This is a genomic window from Paenibacillus sp. SJS-P3, from assembly GCF_056711585.1.
Genome location: NZ_CM160043.1, coordinates 1,700,865 through 1,719,521, shown reverse-complemented (window position 1 = coordinate 1,719,521; position 18,657 = coordinate 1,700,865). Strand labels below are relative to the sequence as shown.

Sequence of the window (18,657 nt, the reverse complement as noted above, 5' to 3'; positions counted from 1 at the left end):
ATAGCCCCGACAATTTCCTACTCAGGTTGAGCAAGTGAAAGCGGCAAATGGTGTTGTCAGCGGAACTGGATTTCGATGACTTGAAGGCCGTCCCTCGTTACCCCGGCGACAATAACCCCGCCTAACTCAATCTGGACTTGGTCCTCACAATCCCTGAATTGAATTTCCTTCCGAAGCCACCCTCCATGTTCATGGTTCCTTTGATAAAAAGAAGACCCCGAGAAAAACCTCTAACAGACGTTCTTACCCCGTACGCTTCCAAGGAATGGGACGAATTCTGCAAATCTATTTTCATTTTAAGCGTCTCAGATAACATCACGCCTAATGGTCAGACCAACAAGTGCTTGAAGCAGCTAAAACCAAGGAGAGCTTTGCGCCGCATGTAAAAAGCCGACCACTGGGCCGGCTAAAGGATAGAGCGTTCACGCTCCGTCGGTGTCTCTCTCAATATTCAACTAGTACCAATAAACCATGGTCAGGAGCAAATTGTTTTCAGTGCAATTGTAATATTTTAGCAATTTTTCCATGAGGTTTAGAGTGTAGAAGAAATTTCAAAGCAACAAATAAGGGCGCTGGGATTTCATTCTCCATTTGATCCTTCCCCGGAATTTTTCACCTCCTCATTCTAGGCTTAAATCACTGTGTAATTATAATTTAATAGTCAATATTACCTAAAATAAATAACATAAATTATATTTTGCTTTTTAAAAATTCTATTTCTTTTTCCATTTTCTTAAATCGCATGTTAATAGAATAAAAAATAGGCGTCAAAACTACAATCAATACTATAAAAATCATAAATAAATCCTCCTTTAAATTTTAAAATATATCAGTTTTGGGACCTTAGTACCTTTCGATAAAAAAATATACCGATATGATTATATCAAAAAAATGAATGGAGTTGATATTTACAAAAGTTATACGCTTTCAGACAACAAAAATCAAAAGTTTTACACTTATAACGATTACAATGGTTATCATATGGCTGATTATTCACTTATTCGCATTTCAATCAATAAAAGTACAGGCTATTACCCAGCATCTTACCAACAACCAGTTTCTCAAATGGATATGGCAAATTCTCCCTCTATTGTATGCTCCGGAGCAACAGCTATATTTTGCAGAACTTATACACAAGCCAGCCAACATTCGGTAAATTAAAAAGGAGGGGCATGAAGATGAGAAAAAAAACTTTTATTTTGGGACTTTAACTGCAACTATCGGTTTTAGTTCCTCGTGGGCTTATAGTGAAATGCACCCTAATGCTAATGTGGCATCTGCTGAAAGTAATTTCACAAATGCCAATGAATTTATCTCAAGCACAGTTTCTGAAGGAGAAAAAAAGGTGAAATTTAAAGTTAAGAAACCACAAAAATTCCCTTTTGAAGTAAATGGATCTTATGCAACTGTTACAAAGATTGCTGACTTTGATAAAATGGAAATTACTTATCTCGGTAAAGATCCTGACAGCTATATCACTCTAACCAGCACAGAAGCAGATATTATACCTCAATCAACAAAGTTTGAATTGAAGAGGTCTAAGATTAAGGATAAAGACTCTCAATTCATGGATAACGGAAAATTACAGTTTCATTATTGGAAACAAGATGGACTTTCCTATACTCTCGCAGCATCTCCTGGGCTAGATAAACCACACTATAGCCAAAAAGATTTGGAAGCAATTGCTGAATCATTAATATAATAAATATCTTATGTAGATTAAACAGAAGAGTGAATAAACCAAAAGCCCCCCTAATCAGAGAACCCTGCAATACGAATACAGTTTCTGTAAAAAGCGCCCCAGTACCGTACCGGTGAACTGTTACCCACAAGAAGGACACTTTGAAAAAAGTGACCTCTTGTGGGTCATTTGTGTTTTAATCGAAGGAAGAGATGAGGAGCGAGTCGGGAATGGGAGAGTTAAAACGCATTGTTTTTACAGAAGAGCAGATATTGAAACCATATCTCCAACGTGATGCAGAAGTTGAACGTGAAAGGCCGTTCGCAAGCGGTTGTCGAATTGATCAAGCTTGGGGAACTTACGATCTGACCTTCGTCAGGCCGGAGAGTTCTCTTGACGAACCTTCCCATGCCGAATGCGTTTTCGCATTTGCGGGAAGGTTTTTTGAGTTAAGCGCGCATAGCCTTTATGGCTCGAACGGCAAGCAGCGAGCTCTTGGGAAATCAAAAAAAGGCGGCAGCTCCGCAGGAATGCGGAACTGCCGCAAGAAGACCTTTCGGTCGGGGGCAACTAGGATGTGGCGGCGATGCCGGAATGAAACCGGGCGGGAGGAATGAAGCTGGCGTCCTTCATGATCGTCTTGGCTGCTTCCGGCGGACTTCCGTCCGAAGGATGCAAATAAACGATTTTTCCATTCAACAGTCCCATGTCCATCGGTGTAGGAAAATCGGGATGGTTGAATCGGCGAATCAGCAGATCCAGCATAAGGAACCCTCCCATCGGTTATGTGAATTTACCTTACACGATATAGTTCATTATAGTCCACCCTTCCGTCTATGTCAATTAATCTACCATATAAAAACCGGCAGAGAGAAACAAAGAAAACGACCTTGAACCATCCGCCCCGGCGCTTAGGCCGAATGCGGCATGATTCAAGGTCTTTCCGTTCTTTGAAGCCTTTCCGTCCTTCAACGACTTCCCCTTCTTTAATGAAGCTTTATTTCACCGCGCCCGCTACCAGTCCTGAGACGATATGGCGCTGCGCCATTATATACACGGCTAGGACGGGCACAATCGTGAACAGCAGCCCCGCGAACAATGGACCCCATTCGGTTTTGTACTGCATTTCGACCTGCATGGCGGCGAGGCCGATCGGCAGCGTGTACTTCGTCGGATCGATGACGAGAATCGTGCCGACGATATACTCGTTCCAAATCTCAAGCACATTGATGATGCCGACACTGATGATGCCCGATCGCGACAACGGCAGCATGATGCGGAAGAACGTACCGAAATAGCCGGCTCCGTCGATGGCGCCTGCCTCCTCCAGCTCCTTGGGGAGCGTCCGGAAGAAGCCGATCAGGACGAAGATGCCGAAGGCGAGCGTATTGGACGCGTAGACGAGAATCAGCCCGAGACGGTTGTTGGCGAGGCCGAGATCGTTCACGAGGAAGAACAGCGGAATCAACGCAAGCGCGAACGGCACCATCATGGAAGAGATATAGACGGTATACAGCACTTTGCTTCCGAAGAACTTGTAGCGGGCCAGTGTGTACGCCGTCATGGCCGCAAGAACGAGTCCGAGCACGGTCGATCCCGCCGTGACGGCGATGGAGTTGATGAAGTACTTGCCGAAGCTGTAGTTGGTCCATACATATTCGAAGTTCGACCACAGCAGCGGGAACTTCGGCAGAGACCAAGGCATGTTGAAGTAGAACTGCTGGTTGTTCTTCAGGGAGTCGGTGAAGGTCCAGAACAGCGGATAGATGACCGATATTCCCCACAGGACGAGGAAAGCATAGAAGATTGATTTGAACACCGGATGAACGGTTCTTTGCAGCATGTAGTCCCTCTCCTTCCATATGATCTGATGCTAGCTGACTTCCACCTGTTCCTTGCGCAGAAGCCATTGCAGGAGAAGGGTCGTGATGAGCGACGTGATGAGGATGACCGTGCCGATCGCGGCGCCGTATCCGAAATGGGCCTGCTTGAATGCCTGCTGATACAAGTAGGAGCCCATGACCTGGGTCGAGTTGTCGGGACCGCCGGCCGTCATGATCGTCACGATGACGAAGGAGCCGTTGAGCGTCGTCATCATGATGTTGATGACCGAGATTTTCATCTGCTCCCAGATGAGGGGGAGCGTAATATGCCGGAACTGATGCCACTGCCCGGCACCTTCTATATCAGCAGCCTCGTACAGAGAAGCCGGAATGCTCGTGATCGCGGCAATCAGCAGGATCATGTAGAACCCGATGCCCGCCCAGACGGCAGGCGGCAGCAGCATCCAGATCGTGTGGCTTTCGAAGCCGAGCCAGTTGATCTCCACCTTGCTGCTGGTGAACAGGGACAGGAAGCCGTTCAAAAAGCCGATTTGAGGATTGTAGATGAAGTTCCACAGAATGCCGACGACGACGGCGGACAACACGTTCGGAATGAAGAAGATGGAGCGGAAAAAGGCGCTTCCCTTCAGGCGCAGGCGGGTCAGCACCACGGCGAAGAAGGTTGCGATCGCCATGATGCCGATTATTTTGCCGATGACAAGGAAATAGTCGTTGCCGATCGCCGTCAGCATGATGGGATCGTCGAAAATGTCTTTGAAATTTTGCAGCCCGACGTAATCCTTGTGCTGCGACATTCCGGACCAGTCAAAGAAAGAATTGTAGAGCGCCTGGATCAGCGGATAAATCGTAAACACGCAGAAAAACAGAAATGTCGGGATGATGAACGCCGCGATAAAGAGGTTTCTCTGCAGCTTGGCTTTTCCGATATTCATCTCGAACTCACCGCCCCTTAAATCGGAGCATCCCCGAGACAGCTGTCCCGAGGATGGTCCTCAATCTGACTTGCCTTGTAACCGAATTCGTTGAAGCCGAATGTCGCCGCAGGCGGATGATGGACGAAGGAATGTCGCCTCTGCCGGCGGATAATCGTTCCGATCGCTGTTGAAGCCGGGTTTCCCTGAATTAGATTCATTGGAAGGAAACCCGTCTTCAAAGGCGAACACTATCGTTTCTTCACGATCATTCCGCAAGCTCGGGCAAATTCGTCCTTGCTATGCTCGGTTTATTTTTTTACTTTTTCCACGACTTTCACAACGCGGTCTACCCAGCCTTGAGGATCGATCTTGCCGATCGTGAGGGCGTCGGTCGCATCCTGCATCGCCTTGTCGACGTCGGCGTTGAACGTGACCGTCGGCACGACGACCGTTTTGTCGCTCGTCAGGTAGGCAGCCGCTTGCTTGACGAAGTCAGGAGCGTTGGAGGCGCTGATGTCGCCCTTGATGTTGGAAGGAGCGCCGCTCAGCTCGGCGAACTTGGAAGCTTGGGATTGCGAGAAGATGAACTGCAGGAACGCTTTCGCCGCTTCCTTGTTTTTGCCGTTTTTCGAGATGGCGACGGTGGATGTGGACGTGTTGGCCACGACTTTTCCGCCGGCTTTTTGCGTTACGGAAGGAATGAAGCCGAATTTGAAGTCGGCCGGAACGTCCTTGGACATTTCGTTGGGCAGCCAGAGGCCGTTCGGAATGAAGGCGTCCTTGTTCTGCAGGAACAGCATTTGCGAATCCGTATGGTTGATGGAGATGGACGTCTTGTCGATGAAGCCCTTGTCGCGCAGCTCGACGATTTTGTTCAGGGCTTCCAGGACGGCCGGGCTCTTGAACGCTTCGACATTGCTGTCGCCCATGTCCTGGAGCAGCTTGTAGTCGTCGTTGTTCGCCGATACGATGGCCGGGTACAGGATGGCGCCGTTGATATAGTACGGGTATTTGCCCGTATGGATGAACGGCGTCGTGCCGGCAGCCTTGATCTTCTCGGAGGTGGCGATGAAGGAATCCCAGTCCGTAGGCTCCGTCCAGCTGTTCTTCTCGAACAGGGCTTTGTTGTAGAACACGCCCCACGAGTTCAGGACGAGCGGAATGTTGTACGTCTTGCCGCCGTAGGCAGGAGGCTGCTGCGCCAGCAGGTCGAGGATTTTGACGCCGTCGACGTTTGTGGCGTCCTTGATCCAGTCGGTGAGATCCTCGAGCTGCCCGTCTTCCGCCAGCTGGCGGTCGTTGAGCTCGGGTCCGTCGATGTAGACGAAGTCCGGAGGCGTGCCCGCAATCCATTTCGGCTTGTTCTGCGTATTGATTTGCGGGCCTGCGTCTTCGACGATTTTCAGGTCCGGATTCGCTTTCTGGAAATCGGCGATGACTTGCTTCCACCACTTGTCGCCGTAACCGCCGACGAAGTACTGGATCTCGAACGTGCCCTTCAGACCGGTCGTCGCGGGGGCATCGCCGCCCGTGTTGCCCGCTGCATTCGTGGCCGAATTGTCGGCCGGCGCGCTTGCCGTCGGCTCAGGAGAAGCGCTTGACGCCGTGTTGCCGTTGTTGCTGTTGCTGCCGCAGCCGGCCAGTACGGCCAGGGACATCGCGACTGCCATTGCGGTTGCTGCTGTTTTCTTTACCGTGATAGTCATCTAGCATAACCCCTCCCAAATTGGAACGTTCCCCGCACCCGGACCTTGCCGCTTCCTTCCATTGCATCAGATGCTTATCTGTATACTAACGGGAACAGGGCTTCCTCTCCATTGAATATCTTCCGTAAATCCATTAGTATTCTATGATTTTTTCATTCAAAATTTTGATGGAAAAATGAATATTGATTCTGAAAACGAAAAAAAGCCCCTTTTAAAGGGCTTGATTCCACGCTTGATTGGAGCTTGATCGGGGCTTGATTCCACGCTTCGTTGGAGCTTGATCGGGGCTTGATTCCACGCTTCGTTGGAGCTTGATCGGGGCTTAATTCCACGCTTCGTTGGAGCTTGATCGGGGCTTGATTCCACGCTTGATTGGAGCTTGATTGATTCTTGGCCGAATCGCTACCCGGTTTCTTGATCCGCTTCCAGCGCGACTCTCTGCAGCTCGTCGAGAGCGGCTTTGGGCGTATAACGGCCCGACAGGACGGCGCTGCCGAGCTTGCGCGCCGTATCCATCACCCTCGCCCATGCCGGCTTTTCGATCGGAATGAACTGCGCGCTGGCCAGAGCATGCAGATCCGCTCCCATGGCGGCATCGGCTGCCGACATCGCATTGCCGGCCGAACGGGTGACCGGCACGAAGCCTTCCTGCTCCACCATGCTGACGTACTGCTCGTCGCTGTAGAGGAATTGGATGAATTGTGAGAGCGCCTGCTTGTCCGTATGGGCGGTCTTGAAGGAGATAAGAACGTCATGGACGCCGAAGGTCATCGGAGGCTGTCCCTCCTTGACCGGAATCGGACCCGATCCCCACTTGAATCCGGGGAATTCCTTGGGCACGACGGAGCTGAAGTAGTTGCCCGATATCATCATGGCAAGTCCGTCGTCCCCGAGAATGCGCTGCTTCTCGTCCCGGGTCGTCACCGTCGGCTCCTCGTCCGTCAATCCTTCGTCGTAAATCTTCTTCAGGAATTCCAGCCCTTCCACGTTGGCCGGCTGATTGATCGCCCACTTGCCGTCCTTCAGCCAGCCGCCTCCTGCGCCTATGAAGAAATAGGACAGGTTGGCATGAATCTCGTTGTCGGTCATATCGATGCCGAATCCTCTTGCGGGAGTAAATTGGCGGATCTTCCGGGCGTCATCCGCAAGCTGCTCCCAGGTATGCGGCGGCCCCGCTATGCCGGCCTGCGAGAACAAAGCCTTGTTGTAGTAAAGGCTCCTCACGGAAGCGACATAAGGAATCGCATATTGAACGCCGTTGTAGCGGTCCTTTTCCAGCAGGAAGGGATACAGATTCGACCGGAAGGATTCCGGCAGAATATCGGCCATGTCGTTCAGCAATCCCCGCTTGGCGAAGTGCGAGTAAAAATTCGTATTCAGCAGATCCGGAGGCTCGTTCTGGGCAAGCATATTCGTGTAGACCCCGTCCAGGATGTCCCAATTGACAACCTGGAGCTCGACGTCGATATCCGGATGCTCCGATTCGAAGCGGCTGACGATGCCGTCGAGAATCGGCTTGGTCGTCGTGCTGTATTCGGAGGTGACGAATTTGATCAGAGCCCTCTTCTCTTCAGGCTCCTTCACCTCGGACGCATTCTGCTTTCCGGAGCAGCCGGAAGTCACAAGCAGCGCGGAGGCCACGCAGGCCGCGGCTGCCCGGAAGCAGCTGCGGCGCCAATGGAGCTTCTTCATCTCGGTTCAACTCGTTTCGGACTATTCTTAATAGACGAAGGGAAACAACAGCTTCTGGTTCTCCGGCGCATACATGTTGGCTCGGGTAATCGTGGCGGAAGGGATGTCGACCGCCGCGCTTCCGCTGGAAGAATCAAGAGCCGCCTGCACGCTGAGAAATCCCATGTTGAATGGATTTTGTACGATCAAGGCATGCATGGCCCCCTGCTCGAGCAGCTGGATCTCGGGAACGGAGCTGTCGAACCCGATGAGCTTGACGTTTCCGCTGAGACCGGTTTCCTTCAATGCCTTGGCCGCGCCGGTCACGCCGATGTCGGTCAGCGCGATGATGCCGTTCATCCCCGGATAGGCGGCCGTCAGCGACTTCACGGTCCGGTACGCCTGTTCCTCGGATTTGCCGACATTGATCATGCCGAGGTTGTAGGCCGAGCCGGCCGGAAGAGCTTCCAGAACCCCGTTTCTGCGCTGCATGGCGACCGGAGACTTCTCGTCGCTGGTCAAAAAAGCGTAGACCGGCCTTGTTTTGCGTCCGGGAGCGAGGATGCCCGCCGCTTCCCGGCCCTCCTCGACATGGTCGCTGGATACATAGCTGTCCGCTTTGTGCCGCAGGAGAGGCGTATCCATGATGATGAGCCTGATGCCCAGACGGGAGATCTCCTCCAGCTGCGGCGCCAGCACATCCTCGTCGATCGGAGCGAGCACGATAGCCCGCGGCCGCTGCGCGATCGCTTTCTCCAGCAGCTGAGCCTGCTCGTCGGAGCCGATGCTGCGCAGAGGTCCGGACAGCTCCAGCGTAACCTCCAGCTCCTTGGCTGCAGCCAGAGCTCCCGAGCGCACTGTCTGCCAATAATGGGAGTTGGCGTCGGTCGTTTTCATGATGAATGCGATCACGTTGTCCTGCGGAGACGCCTCGCCCCGGCCGAGTCCAGTCCAGACGACCAGAACGACGAATCCGAGCAGCAGAAGCGGCAGCCACAGCCGTTTCGTTCTCATGATGGTGCCCTCCTCAGCGTACTTGCGGAATCTTGATTGCGACGGTCGTGCCTTCGCCCGGCTCGCTCTCGATGGCAACGCCATAGGCGGAGCCGAAGGCAAGCTCGATCCGTTCGTTGACGTTGCTCACCCCGATGTGATCGCGGTCCGAATCCCTGCGGACAGCTCCCATGATCAGCTTGATCGTCTCCTCGGACATGCCCTGGCCGTTGTCGGCCACCCGGAATTCGATGCCGTTGTCCGCTAGCCGGGCAGAGATGGAGATCATGCCTCCCTCCGGCAAATTCTTGATCCCATGATAGATCGCGTTCTCCACGAACGGCTGCAGCAGGATTCTCGGCGTTTTGAAGGCATATAGCTCTCTCGGGACGTCGATGACATAATCGAGCTTGTCGCGGTAGCGCATCTTCTGGATCTGGAGATAGCTGTCGATATGCTCCACCTCCACCCGGATCGGGACCAGCTCGTCGTCCTTGGCGATGCTTGCCCGGAACAGCTTGGCCAGAGCCGATGTCATCAAGACCACTTCCTCGTTCTTCCGCTGCTCGGCCATCCAGATGATCGAGTCCAGCGTGTTGTACAGAAAATGGGGATTGATCTGGGACTGAAGAAGCCTGAGCTCCGTCCGCCGCTTGATTTTCTCGGTCTGGATCCTCTCGTCGAGCAGCCTGCGGGTCTGTCCGACCATCATGTTGAAGGCGCGCCCGAGCTGGCCGACCTCGCCCGCTTGCCCCACCTCCGCCCGCACGTCGAAGTCTCCCCGCTCCACCTGCCTCATGACGGCTTGCAGCCGACGGATCGGGCGGGTGATCCGATGGGAGATGATGAAGGAAATGATGAGGGTGACGGCAAGGCCGGCGGCCGCCCACAGCAGGAATGAATTCCGCATCGCGGACGGATTCGAGATCAGCTCGTCCTGGTAGGCGACGCCTACGATCTTCCAGCCGAAGCTCGTATCGTGAATCGTATAGATGCGGCCGCTGTCCTCGTCCACGAAGCTTCCTTGCTGTGATGCCATGACGCGGCCGATCTGCTCCGTGCGAAGCTTGCTGTAGATGAGCTGCTGCTGCGGATGATAGACGATGTTCCCGCTGTTGTCGACGATGAAGACGTAGCCGCGCTGGCCAAGCTTGACGTTGCGGCAGATGTCGTTGATGACGTTCAGCTTGAGATCGACCAGGGCGACGCCCTGGCCTGTCATGCCGTTGATGCTTTTGAGCTCCCGGCTCAAGGAGACGACCCAGCTGTACTCTCCTTGCAGGACATTTTGGACATGGGGCGGAGAAATGACGGACCTCCCGCCTTCTTTTACCGCCTGCTTGTACCAGTCCTGGTCTTGGGGCGGCACGTTCGGATTGAGCTGGGTCAGCCTCCGGTCGGACACCACTCTGCCGTTGTACCCGAATACCATGATCGATGCGATATCCTTGCGGGTGTACAGCAGGGACTGGAACAGGTCCGAGATGTTCTTCTGATAGGAGCGCACCTCTTCGCGGCTGATGAACGGATTGCTCGAAATATAATACTTGACGTCCTTGTTGGTGAAGATAATGAGGGAGATGTTCTCCATATTGTCGATGTAGGACTGGATATTGTTGTTGACCTGGGTAATGATCTCTCCCATGTAGGCTTCCGAATTGCTGATGACCGCATCCTCCGAGACGTTGTAGCTGATCAGGCTGGTGACGGCGATGGCGGCCAGGATAAGCAGGGAGAATGCCGTCGAGATGGCGGCATGGATCGTCTTGGGATAATAGTCCAGCAAGCCCCTGCCTCTCATGGCTGCTCCCTGGATTTCTCCCGGTATTCGCGCGGCGTGAGCCCGGTGTGCTTCTTGAAGGAAATGCTGAAGTAGTTCGGATCGGCGTATCCGACCTTGGCAGCGATTTCATACAGCTTGAGAGGCGTGTTGCATACAAGCTCCTTGGCCTTGCCGATGCGGATCCGGGTCAGGTATTCCACGAACGTTTCGCCCGTCTGCTGCTTGAACACCGTGCTGAAATAGCTCGTGCTCATCAGAACATGCCGGCATATATCCTGGAGCGTGATGCGCTCGTCCGCGTAATGCTCCTCGATATAGGCGATAGCCTGTCCGATCTGATTGCGCATCGTCTGGCTCCGGTTGTCGGACACGGTCTCGATCGCTCCGACCGCGATTTCCTCGAGCCATTGTCCGACCTCGTCCAAGGTGCCGAGCCTGTACAGCTCCGAGAACAGCATCCGATGCCTGCTGACGATGCGCGTCTCGTCGATGCCCATCTCCTGCATCGTGTTCATGAGCAGCACGATGACCTTCTGGATCTGCAGGTAGCATACGTCAAGCGGCGCATGGGATTCTTTCAGTCCCGCGATGAACGGCCCGATGAGGCTGCGGATTTCGGCCGCGGAGCCGGTGCGGATCGTCCCGGCAAGCAAGCGGCTCCATTCGAGGCTGACCGAAGCCGGCGCCGTCTCCTTGCCTTCCAGGTCAAGAATGCTGAGCACTCGGTTTTTGCCGTATTGAAAACGGTAATCGAGCGCGGCCGAGGCGCTTTTGTACGAATCGGGAAGATCATGCGGCTCTGCGGCGGCTCGCCCGATGGCAGCCGTGACCGTATAGCCCAAATACCGCTCGATATGATGGCGCGCCTCCTCGGCAGTCCGCAGCGCCAGCTCATGCAGCAGGCTTTCCGGCTGGCCTCCGATCAGGGCGGCGATGCGGTCCTCGCGAGTCCGGAAGACGACGCCGCCCTCCCTGCAGATGATTTCTTCGATGATGTTGAAGCCGGCGAAATGAAGCAGCTCCACATCCTGCTCGGAAGCATCGGAATGCCTCGGAGCTCCATCGTAGTCGTACAAGGTGACCAGATAGGGAGGCTTGAGATCCGGTATGCCGAAGTAGGCCAGGCGCTCGGCCATGTTCCGCGCTCCCGCCCCCGTCGCGGCAAGCCGCTCCAGGAACCGCTCGCGCAGCAGCGGCAGGCTCTGGTTGAGCTGGCTGTACAGCCTGCCGACATCCTCGCCTCTGCGCTTCTCCTCTTCCATCTCCGCATGGACCTTGTCCAGCAGCGCCCTCGTCTCGCTGGCCGTGATAGGCTTGAGGATGAAGTCGTGGACCTTGAGGCGCAGAGCCTGCTGCGCGTATTCGAACTGGTCGTATCCGGTAAGGATAATGATCTTGATATAGGGATAACGCTGCAGGATCTGCTCGCTCAGCTCAAGGCCGTTCATGAACGGCATGTTGATATCCGTCAGCACCAGATCCGGCCTCAGCGACTCGATCGCTTCAAGCGCGTCGCGGCCGTTGGTGAAATCGCCCGCCAGCTCGAACCCGTGGCGGGGCCAATCAATGATGTTCCTTAAGCCTTCCCGGACGACGGCTTCGTCATCCACCAGCATGACCTTGTACATGGACGCCTCCTGCAGCACTGCCTGAAAAATGGGTAGTATGTACCTTCATAGTGATGACCGCAGCAGAATTTGTCAATTATAAGGAATGCAGCCGGTCCGATCGGCTCGTGCGAGGCCCATTAAAAAGGCCGCCTTGCGGCGGCCTCGGAACCTTTACTGGAACAGATGCTCGTTTTTGCTTCCGCGCGTTCCATTATTCATGTTCGTGTTCGTGCTCATGCCCTTGTAGGAGGAATTGCTGGCCGATCCAGCCGGGAAGATCCGCTCCACCATGGCATTGAACTCAGCCACGAAGCCCTTGATCGGATGGCCTTGCTTCACATCGTTGGCGTAACCTTGCATTCGGCTGAAGAAATCCGGATTCGCAGATACGTATACGTTCTGGATTCCAGGATGGTTCTTATGAACGATATCGGCTACCTTCGCCTTGAATTCGCTCGTCAGCTCCCGATCCATGTACCGGTTGTTGTTGTCGGCCAGGCCATTCATCATATGGCCGCAGTTGTTCGTGGAAGCTCCTGTGCCGTAGGCGTTGTAGCCGTTTGTATACGAGCTGTACCCGTTGGATCCGGGGCGGTCCATGAACGTGCCGTAATTGGACTGGCCGATGACGCCGCCGGTCAAATCCCTGGCGCCGCGCTTGACGTCGTTCGTCAGCGTACGAACTCCCATGCCGACGTCGTTCGTCAGCGTACGGACTCCCATGCCGACGTCGTTCGCCAGCGTACGGGCTCCCATGCCGACGTCGTTCGTCAGCGTACGGGCTCCCATGCCGACGTCGTTCGTCAGCGTACGGGCTCCCATGCCGACGTCGTTCGCGAGGCTGCCGACGCCTTTTCCGATATCGGTTCCCATCCGTTCCATCCCGCCGGCCATGCCTTTGCCGTCGCTGTAGCCTTTGCCGTCGCTGTAGCCTTGGGCCGTACGGCCCGTCGAGGTCAAGCCGGTCACGCTGTGCCCGTCAAGCCCGACGGCGACATAAGCATTTTTGTCCGTCGTGAATACATGGGCCGTCCGCACGCCCGGCATTTTGTTCAGCTCATCCGACAGCTTCTTGTCTGTGGATAAATGATAATTTTGATGATTGCCGACGATGTTGTTTCCGTTTTGCTGATTGCCCTTCACGCGGTTCATTTCGTTCATGCCGTCATCGGCAAAGCGCTTGCTGAGCAGATTGTAGTTGCCGGCCGCATTGTTGCGGATGTTTTTGTTGCCGAGTTCACCATGGTGCGTTCCGCATCCCGCCAAAGCCGTACTGATCACGATACCGGCAGCAAGCACTTTCCAGGGCTTTTTCATTCGGTTTCCTCCAGTATAGTCCAATGGTGTCCGCAGCCTTGTTCAGGTGCGGCTAGATCAGCTTCTCCCGACAAGGCGAGGCTATCCCGCTCAATGGTTCCCATCCCTGGCGGATGCGGGCTTCGCATCCTGGCCCGCTCAGGCCGAGCTCAGGCATGCAAAAAAGCCTCAAGCTCCCGGCGAATAGAAGGTGTCTTGCGCCACGCCGGCTTCGGCAACGATATCCGAGATTTTCGTGACATGGTAACCGTCCTTGGCGAACCGTCTCAGGGCGATTTCCATGAAGCGCCTGCGCCGCTCGTTGCTGGCCTGCGAATCGCTTTTTTTCGCGTTAGGATCTAGACAACGGTCAGCCCCGCTCAGCATGCCGCCGAATAGAATCGCTATAATCAAAACAAGCCTCCCGTCCATCCTCGGACAGGAGGCTTGCTTTGAAATATCCGCGTGCGGTGGATTCATTTAGACGACCGGGCAACATGTCCCTATTCAAGCTCCTTCAACCGTTTCCGCATCTTTTTTGAAAATCATTCCAGTTCCTTCTTGATCACATTCCATATTCCGCTGTCCATGAACGAGCGGCTCCAGGTAGCAACGCCTGCCAGCCCGTATTCTTTTGCTATCGCTACTCTTGCTTTGATGGAAGTGCTGTCTTCCAGCCAGATCCGTTTCAATTGCCCGTCTTCCCGATACTCCACGTAATTCTGTCCGGTTTTTCGGTCATACGATGGATTCAGCTTGCGAGAGGCCAGCAGCTCGGCTGCCTTTTTCATGCCGAGCGCTTTGGATGTGACCTTGCTCCCTCCCGAGCTCTTCGGCGTCTCCGTCCAGATTCGAGTATATAGAGGCATGCTGAGAACGATTTTAGACGGCGGAATGCCATCTTCGTCCAGCAGCCGTTCGACCGATCGCCTCACCCAGGGCAGGGAGGCGACCGAACCGGATTTCGGGCTGGAAGCCCAGTGCTCGTCATAGGCCATCAGCATCATGAAATCGACATGAGGAATCAAAGCCGGCCGGTCGAGGAACAAGGACCAGTATTCGCTGTCCGACTTCGGGGTGACATCGACAGAGACGATGAGGTTGCGTTCGTGAAGAAGCGGCGCCGCTTCCTTGATGAACTGGACGTAGTTTCCTCCATCTTCCGTTTTCACGTTTTCAAAGTCGAAGTTGATTCCTTGCAGGCGGTACGTTTCCGCGTATTGAAGCAGCTGCTCGATCATATGTTCCCGCGACTTTTTCGTCGACAACGCTATCGACGTCCGATTCGGCTCGAATCCGTTGCTGAACATCGCCCAGATCTGGAGGTTGCGCTCCTCGGCCCATTTGACGTAGTCGAGATCTCCTTTGCTGCTTATATCTCCGGTTCCGTTGACGAGCTCGAACCAGGTCGGACTCACCACATTGACCCCGTCCAATTCCGGAAGCTGCTCCGGATCGGGAGATTTGCCGTAGACGGCTTCCCAAGTCATATTGACTTTGACGTTCCCTGAGCTGAACGCTTGAATGTTGGGGACCGTGTCATCCGCAAGACCACCCGCGCTTTCGGCAAGCGGGCCGACAGGAAAGATATCATCGCCGTTCGCAAGGGAAGCGGGCACAGGCATCTGGGATGAAAGCTCTCCTCCGCCGCCAGCTGCCGCAAGGCTTGTCCGACTGCCGGCAAGCGCCCGTTCGGCCGCCTGGCTCTTCCCATGCAAGGCCGGCATTTGGTGGAACGATATGACCGGCAGGGCAAAAAGGTGGAACAAGTTGATGGTGCATGTGGAAGAAAGGATGAAATACACGAGAACTAGACGGCTCAGCCTGCGCTTCGCCACTTGGCGATGGTCCATCCTGCATCCCTCTCTTACTCTCTGATCCTTTCTTCCATTCTATGAACATGTCTGGGCTCTCATGACGCTAGAGGTACAAGAAGGAACCCTATCATACAAAAAGACTTCCCCTCTCGATTCAAGAAAGGGAAAGTCTTTGCGTTCACCAGCATGCCCTGACAGGCCACTGCAGCCGGCCAGCTCGTTCGTCTGATTCCTTACCGGGTCTCCCGATGAAGCGTCACCTTCTTCAGACGAGGACAATATTTGCGGAGCTCGATCCGTTCCGGGTTGTTCCTTTTGTTTTTGGTCGTCGTGTAATTGCGGTCCCCGGATTCCGTGCAGGCAAGCGTAACCGTGACTCTCATATCCTTCTTCCTCCTTGAGTTTTACGATTCTGAATGTGTTCAATGCTTGCTTGAATATAAGTAATTTTTTCTACTAGAAGTCATTCAAAATGGACCGACCGCCATCATTCTCCCCAAAACAAGCCATGCCGATCGAGCTCCACTTGTTCCAGCTGATGTTCAAAATCGCCATGAAGAGGAATCATCGGGACTTCGCTCCATGCTCCTTTTCTTTTCATGCAAACCGCCCATTTGCCGTTCTTCAGCCGAAAATGCACGATGTCCTTGCTATGCCATCCCGATTCAGGGAGGGCCGGCCTCAGTTCGCTGAGTGTAAGCCCGTTCTCTTCCCAGCAATAGGCCAGCCGGATGTCGCGGCGCATGCTGCCGGGAACTTTGAGCTGGATGTATCCGTCCAGCAGCTTGCCGATCCGATATCGGCTGAATTCATCCCGTTCAATGGCCGCCATGGCGCAAACTTACCAGCTGGCCTTTTTGACGCCCGGAATATGTCCCTTGTAAGCCAGCTCCCTGAAGGCGATTCGGGATACTTTGAACTTCCTTAGGTAGGCATGCGGCCTGCCGGTCATGGCGCAGCGGTTATGCAGCCGGGTAGGAGAAGAATCGCGCGGCAGCTTCGCCAAAGCTTCGTAATTGCCCTCTTCTTTCAGCTTTTTTCGAAGATCGGCATATTTTGCAACCAAAGCCTGTCGCTTGAGCTCTTTTACGACCTTGGATTTCTTTGCCATGATCATTCTCCTTTAATCGTAAATTTTACTTATTAAGCATACCAGACGGTCCTCTCGAAGAAAAGACGATCATGTTCCCAACGAAGGCGGCATGTTCTCCCATCCAGCAATCGAACCCTTCATTTCCATCCCCCTGCCCGAAGCGAATGCTCCTGTCCTGCTTCTTGCTGCTCAAGCAGCCTCGGCTTATATTCCGCATAGGAATCCTCAAGCATCGGCAGGGAGATCGATGCCTCCTCAATGATCGCCTTGCGCTTGGCTTTGAGCACGATTTGTTCCATATCGGCAAAGCTGCATCCTTCCAGCAAGCGCGAAGCTGGCTCCAGCAGCTCTTCGCCGCCGTCGAACATGCCCATCAGTTGGGTCAAATACGCCTCCCGCGAAGCTCGGTTCGGGTTGTCGTACCTCATCTTCGTATCGAAACGGCGCCAGATGGCGTGGTCCAGATCCTTCTCCAGATTGGTGGCCGCCATGAAGACGCTGCTTCCGTCGAACTCGTCCAGGCACTGGAGGAGAGTGTTGACGACACGGGTCATCTCTTTCACTTCATCATTGTTTTCGCGGGTCCGGGCCATGGCATCGAACTCATCGAGAAACAGCACGCATGGGCTGGATCGCGCATGATCGAATATTTTCCGGATATTCGTCGCCGTCTCGCCCAGATGGCTGTGGATGACGGAATCCAGCCGGACTAGAAGCAGGGGGACGTTCAACCTTTGCGCCATGTAGAAGGCGGTCAGCGTCTTGCCTGTTCCCGGCGGGCCGAACATGACGATCTTGTTGGGAATAGGCACGTCATGCTCCTCGAATTTCTCCTTCATGTCCAGGATCCGGATGAATTCCTCCACAATGCGGTTGTTTTCGGACTGTAGCACGATGCGCCTGACTTTGCGGGCGCAATCCTTCGGTGAATAATAGGAAGCGATGTCTGTCCCCTTGGAACGGGGAAGCCTGCTCGCTGCGGCTGACTTGCTCATGAAATGAACTCCTCTGACTGAAAGATTAGGCTCTGCTTGATTCGGCTTGGAATGACGGCAAAGGGTCCTTGAAATGACGCCAGACGCTTTGCATTTCTTCTTCCGTGAGAAGCGCCCGGTCCAAGGAGCCGCAGATCTTCTCTTTGTCGAGGCCAATGCCGATGAACACGAGCTTGGTTACCCGGTCTCCCCATTGCTCATCCCAATCCGGCGATTTGGGGAAATCGCTGCCGAAATAGGCGAACCTCTCTTCCTCCGACAACGCGGCTACCCACAGCCCCGCAGGGGACAGCTGCCGGGATACGCCGGCTTGGCTGAAGGATACAGCGGTATGGTTGCGGGTGGCGATCCACATGACGCCTTTGGAGCGGATCACTTCCTGAGGCCAGCTGGCAAGCTGCTGAAGCAGCCGCTCCGGATGGAAGGGGATTTTCCGGGTGTAGACGAACGAGCCGATTCCATACTCCTCCGTCTCCGGCGTATGCTCCTCCTTCAGCAGCTCCTGGATCCAGCCCGCCGATTGGCTGGCTTTGTCGAAGTCGAATAGATGCGTGTTCAGGATGGCCTTCGGATCTACGTTTCCATAACTCGTCCGAATGATTTTGGCTGCAGGCTGCAAGCCCCGCAGAGCCGTTTCCAGCTTGTCGAGCTCCTCCGCGCCGACCATTTCGCATTTGTTCAGAATCAGGACATCGCAAAATTCGATCTGGTCGGTCAGCAGGTGGACCACTCCCCGAGTATCGTCGTCGCCCGCTTCCTGGCTGCGGTCCTTCAGCGATTCCCGGGTATTGAAATCCTGCCAGAAATGATAGGCATCCACGACCGTCACCATGCAGTCCAGACGGGTGAGCTTGGACAAGTCGATATTCTGGTCCTCATCGACATAAGTAAAGGTTTGGGCGACCGGAAGGGGCTCCCCGATCCCCGTCGATTCAATCAAGATGTAATCGAACCTCTGCTCCCTGGCAAGGCGCTCGACTTCCTGCAGCAGATCGTCGCGCAGGGTGCAGCAGATGCAGCCGTTGGACATCTCCACGAGCTTCTCTTCCGTGCGGCTCAGCCCTGCGCCGTCGCGGACCAGCTCAGCGTCGATGTTCACCTCGCTCAAATCGTTGACGATCACGGCGACCCTAAGGCCCTCCCGGTTGTTGAGCACGTGATTCAACACGGTCGTTTTTCCTGCGCCCAAATAACCGCTGAGCACGGTCACCGGAATTTTCTCCGCCATCTCATCCAGCATTCCTTCAACTCCTT

At 54.3% G+C, this 18,657-nt stretch carries 16 protein-coding genes and 2 pseudogenes; 2 read left to right on the top strand and 16 right to left on the bottom strand.

Annotated features, from left to right (window positions below; genetic code table 11):
- The first annotated feature begins 1,345 nt into the window (after window positions 1-1,345).
- The gene (locus AC06G8_RS07695) at window positions 1,346-1,702 is read left to right on the top strand and encodes a hypothetical protein (protein ID WP_480284922.1); all 357 of its coding nucleotides are present in this window, start codon (window positions 1,346-1,348) and stop codon (window positions 1,700-1,702) included.
- 255 nt (window positions 1,703-1,957) lie between these two features.
- Window positions 1,958-2,050: pseudogene (locus AC06G8_RS07690) on the top strand (LuxR C-terminal-related transcriptional regulator); the annotation flags it as partial.
- Window positions 2,051-2,251: 201 nt separating this feature from the next.
- On the opposite strand, the gene AC06G8_RS07685 reads toward AC06G8_RS07690, so the two are convergent.
- The 16 genes and pseudogenes from AC06G8_RS07685 to AC06G8_RS07610 form a co-directional block, all read right to left on the bottom strand.
- Window positions 2,252-2,446 (bottom strand): hypothetical protein, encoded by a 195-nt coding sequence (locus AC06G8_RS07685; protein ID WP_447662118.1) that lies wholly within the window; start codon window positions 2,444-2,446, stop codon window positions 2,252-2,254.
- Between the two features lie 232 nt (window positions 2,447-2,678).
- Window positions 2,679-3,524, bottom strand: a complete 846-nt coding sequence (locus AC06G8_RS07680; protein ID WP_480284921.1) for a carbohydrate ABC transporter permease — start codon at window positions 3,522-3,524, stop codon at window positions 2,679-2,681.
- Between the two features lie 30 nt (window positions 3,525-3,554).
- The gene (locus AC06G8_RS07675) at window positions 3,555-4,457 is read right to left on the bottom strand and encodes a carbohydrate ABC transporter permease (protein WP_480284920.1); all 903 of its coding nucleotides are present in this window, start codon (window positions 4,455-4,457) and stop codon (window positions 3,555-3,557) included.
- A gap of 290 nt (window positions 4,458-4,747) precedes the next feature.
- A complete protein-coding gene (locus AC06G8_RS07670; RefSeq protein ID WP_480284919.1) occupies window positions 4,748-6,145 on the bottom strand; it encodes an ABC transporter substrate-binding protein in 1,398 nt (465 codons plus the stop codon).
- Window positions 6,146-6,547: 402 nt separating this feature from the next.
- Window positions 6,548-7,837: an extracellular solute-binding protein gene (locus AC06G8_RS07665; protein ID WP_480284918.1), complete on the bottom strand. Its 1,290-nt coding sequence runs from the start codon at window positions 7,835-7,837 to the stop codon at window positions 6,548-6,550.
- Window positions 7,838-7,864: 27 nt separating this feature from the next.
- Window positions 7,865-8,830 (bottom strand): substrate-binding domain-containing protein, encoded by a 966-nt coding sequence (locus tag AC06G8_RS07660; protein WP_480284917.1) that lies wholly within the window; start codon window positions 8,828-8,830, stop codon window positions 7,865-7,867.
- Between the two features lie 13 nt (window positions 8,831-8,843).
- Complete coding sequence (locus tag AC06G8_RS07655) at window positions 8,844-10,610, bottom strand: cache domain-containing sensor histidine kinase (RefSeq protein WP_480284916.1); 1,767 nt, start codon at window positions 10,608-10,610, stop codon at window positions 8,844-8,846.
- Entirely contained in the window at window positions 10,607-12,220 is a 1,614-nt protein-coding gene (locus AC06G8_RS07650) for a response regulator (RefSeq protein WP_480284915.1), read from the bottom strand. The genes AC06G8_RS07655 and AC06G8_RS07650 overlap by 4 nt, the downstream gene beginning before the upstream one ends.
- A 153-nt stretch (window positions 12,221-12,373) precedes the next feature.
- On the bottom strand, window positions 12,374-13,519 hold the full coding sequence (locus AC06G8_RS07645) for a YhcN/YlaJ family sporulation lipoprotein (RefSeq protein ID WP_480284914.1): 1,146 nt from the start codon (window positions 13,517-13,519) through the stop codon (window positions 12,374-12,376).
- Between the two features lie 183 nt (window positions 13,520-13,702).
- Window positions 13,703-13,801 (bottom strand): annotated as a pseudogene (locus AC06G8_RS07640) (TetR family transcriptional regulator); the annotation flags it as partial.
- A 242-nt stretch (window positions 13,802-14,043) separates the two neighbouring features.
- Window positions 14,044-15,351 carry a glycosyl hydrolase family 18 protein gene (locus tag AC06G8_RS07635; protein WP_480284913.1) on the bottom strand — a complete coding sequence of 436 codons (1,308 nt, stop codon included), beginning with the start codon at window positions 15,349-15,351 and terminating at the stop codon, window positions 14,044-14,046.
- A 197-nt stretch (window positions 15,352-15,548) separates the two neighbouring features.
- Window positions 15,549-15,698 carry a 50S ribosomal protein L33 gene (gene rpmG / locus AC06G8_RS07630; RefSeq protein ID WP_021879594.1) on the bottom strand — a complete coding sequence of 50 codons (150 nt, stop codon included), beginning with the start codon at window positions 15,696-15,698 and terminating at the stop codon, window positions 15,549-15,551.
- A 104-nt stretch (window positions 15,699-15,802) separates the two neighbouring features.
- On the bottom strand, window positions 15,803-16,147 hold the full coding sequence (locus AC06G8_RS07625; protein WP_447662129.1) for a DUF3024 domain-containing protein: 345 nt from the start codon (window positions 16,145-16,147) through the stop codon (window positions 15,803-15,805).
- Between the two features lie 9 nt (window positions 16,148-16,156).
- Entirely contained in the window at window positions 16,157-16,426 is a 270-nt protein-coding gene (rpsN, locus tag AC06G8_RS07620; RefSeq protein WP_447662130.1) for a 30S ribosomal protein S14, read from the bottom strand.
- Between the two features lie 119 nt (window positions 16,427-16,545).
- Window positions 16,546-17,403, bottom strand: a complete 858-nt coding sequence (locus AC06G8_RS07615; protein ID WP_480284912.1) for an AAA family ATPase — start codon at window positions 17,401-17,403, stop codon at window positions 16,546-16,548.
- A 25-nt stretch (window positions 17,404-17,428) separates the two neighbouring features.
- Window positions 17,429-18,643, bottom strand: coding sequence for a GTP-binding protein (locus AC06G8_RS07610; RefSeq protein ID WP_447662132.1), 1,215 nt, complete (start codon window positions 18,641-18,643; stop codon window positions 17,429-17,431).
- Between the last annotated feature and the right edge of the window lie 14 nt (window positions 18,644-18,657).

Bases quoted from the DNA above. Each gene is read 5' to 3' on its own strand.
- AC06G8_RS07615 (WP_480284912.1), bottom strand. From the start codon at position 17,403: ATGAGCAAGTCAGCCGCAGCGAGCAGGCTTCCCCGTTCCAAGGGGACA.
- rpsN (WP_447662130.1), bottom strand. From the start codon at position 16,426: ATGGCAAAGAAATCCAAGGTCGTAAAAGAGCTCAAGCGACAGGCTTTG.
- AC06G8_RS07675 (WP_480284920.1), bottom strand. From the start codon at position 4,457: ATGAATATCGGAAAAGCCAAGCTGCAGAGAAACCTCTTTATCGCGGCG.
- AC06G8_RS07625 (WP_447662129.1), bottom strand. From the start codon at position 16,147: ATGGCGGCCATTGAACGGGATGAATTCAGCCGATATCGGATCGGCAAG.
- rpmG (WP_021879594.1), bottom strand. From the start codon at position 15,698: ATGAGAGTCACGGTTACGCTTGCCTGCACGGAATCCGGGGACCGCAAT.
- AC06G8_RS07680 (WP_480284921.1), bottom strand. From the start codon at position 3,524: ATGCTGCAAAGAACCGTTCATCCGGTGTTCAAATCAATCTTCTATGCT.
- AC06G8_RS07660 (WP_480284917.1), bottom strand. From the start codon at position 8,830: ATGAGAACGAAACGGCTGTGGCTGCCGCTTCTGCTGCTCGGATTCGTC.
- AC06G8_RS07635 (WP_480284913.1), bottom strand. From the start codon at position 15,351: ATGGACCATCGCCAAGTGGCGAAGCGCAGGCTGAGCCGTCTAGTTCTC.
- AC06G8_RS07645 (WP_480284914.1), bottom strand. From the start codon at position 13,519: ATGAAAAAGCCCTGGAAAGTGCTTGCTGCCGGTATCGTGATCAGTACG.
- AC06G8_RS07655 (WP_480284916.1), bottom strand. From the start codon at position 10,610: ATGAGAGGCAGGGGCTTGCTGGACTATTATCCCAAGACGATCCATGCC.
- AC06G8_RS07610 (WP_447662132.1), bottom strand. From the start codon at position 18,643: ATGCTGGATGAGATGGCGGAGAAAATTCCGGTGACCGTGCTCAGCGGT.
- AC06G8_RS07670 (WP_480284919.1), bottom strand. From the start codon at position 6,145: ATGACTATCACGGTAAAGAAAACAGCAGCAACCGCAATGGCAGTCGCG.
- AC06G8_RS07685 (WP_447662118.1), bottom strand. From the start codon at position 2,446: ATGCTGGATCTGCTGATTCGCCGATTCAACCATCCCGATTTTCCTACA.
- AC06G8_RS07650 (WP_480284915.1), bottom strand. From the start codon at position 12,220: ATGTACAAGGTCATGCTGGTGGATGACGAAGCCGTCGTCCGGGAAGGC.
- AC06G8_RS07665 (WP_480284918.1), bottom strand. From the start codon at position 7,837: ATGAAGAAGCTCCATTGGCGCCGCAGCTGCTTCCGGGCAGCCGCGGCC.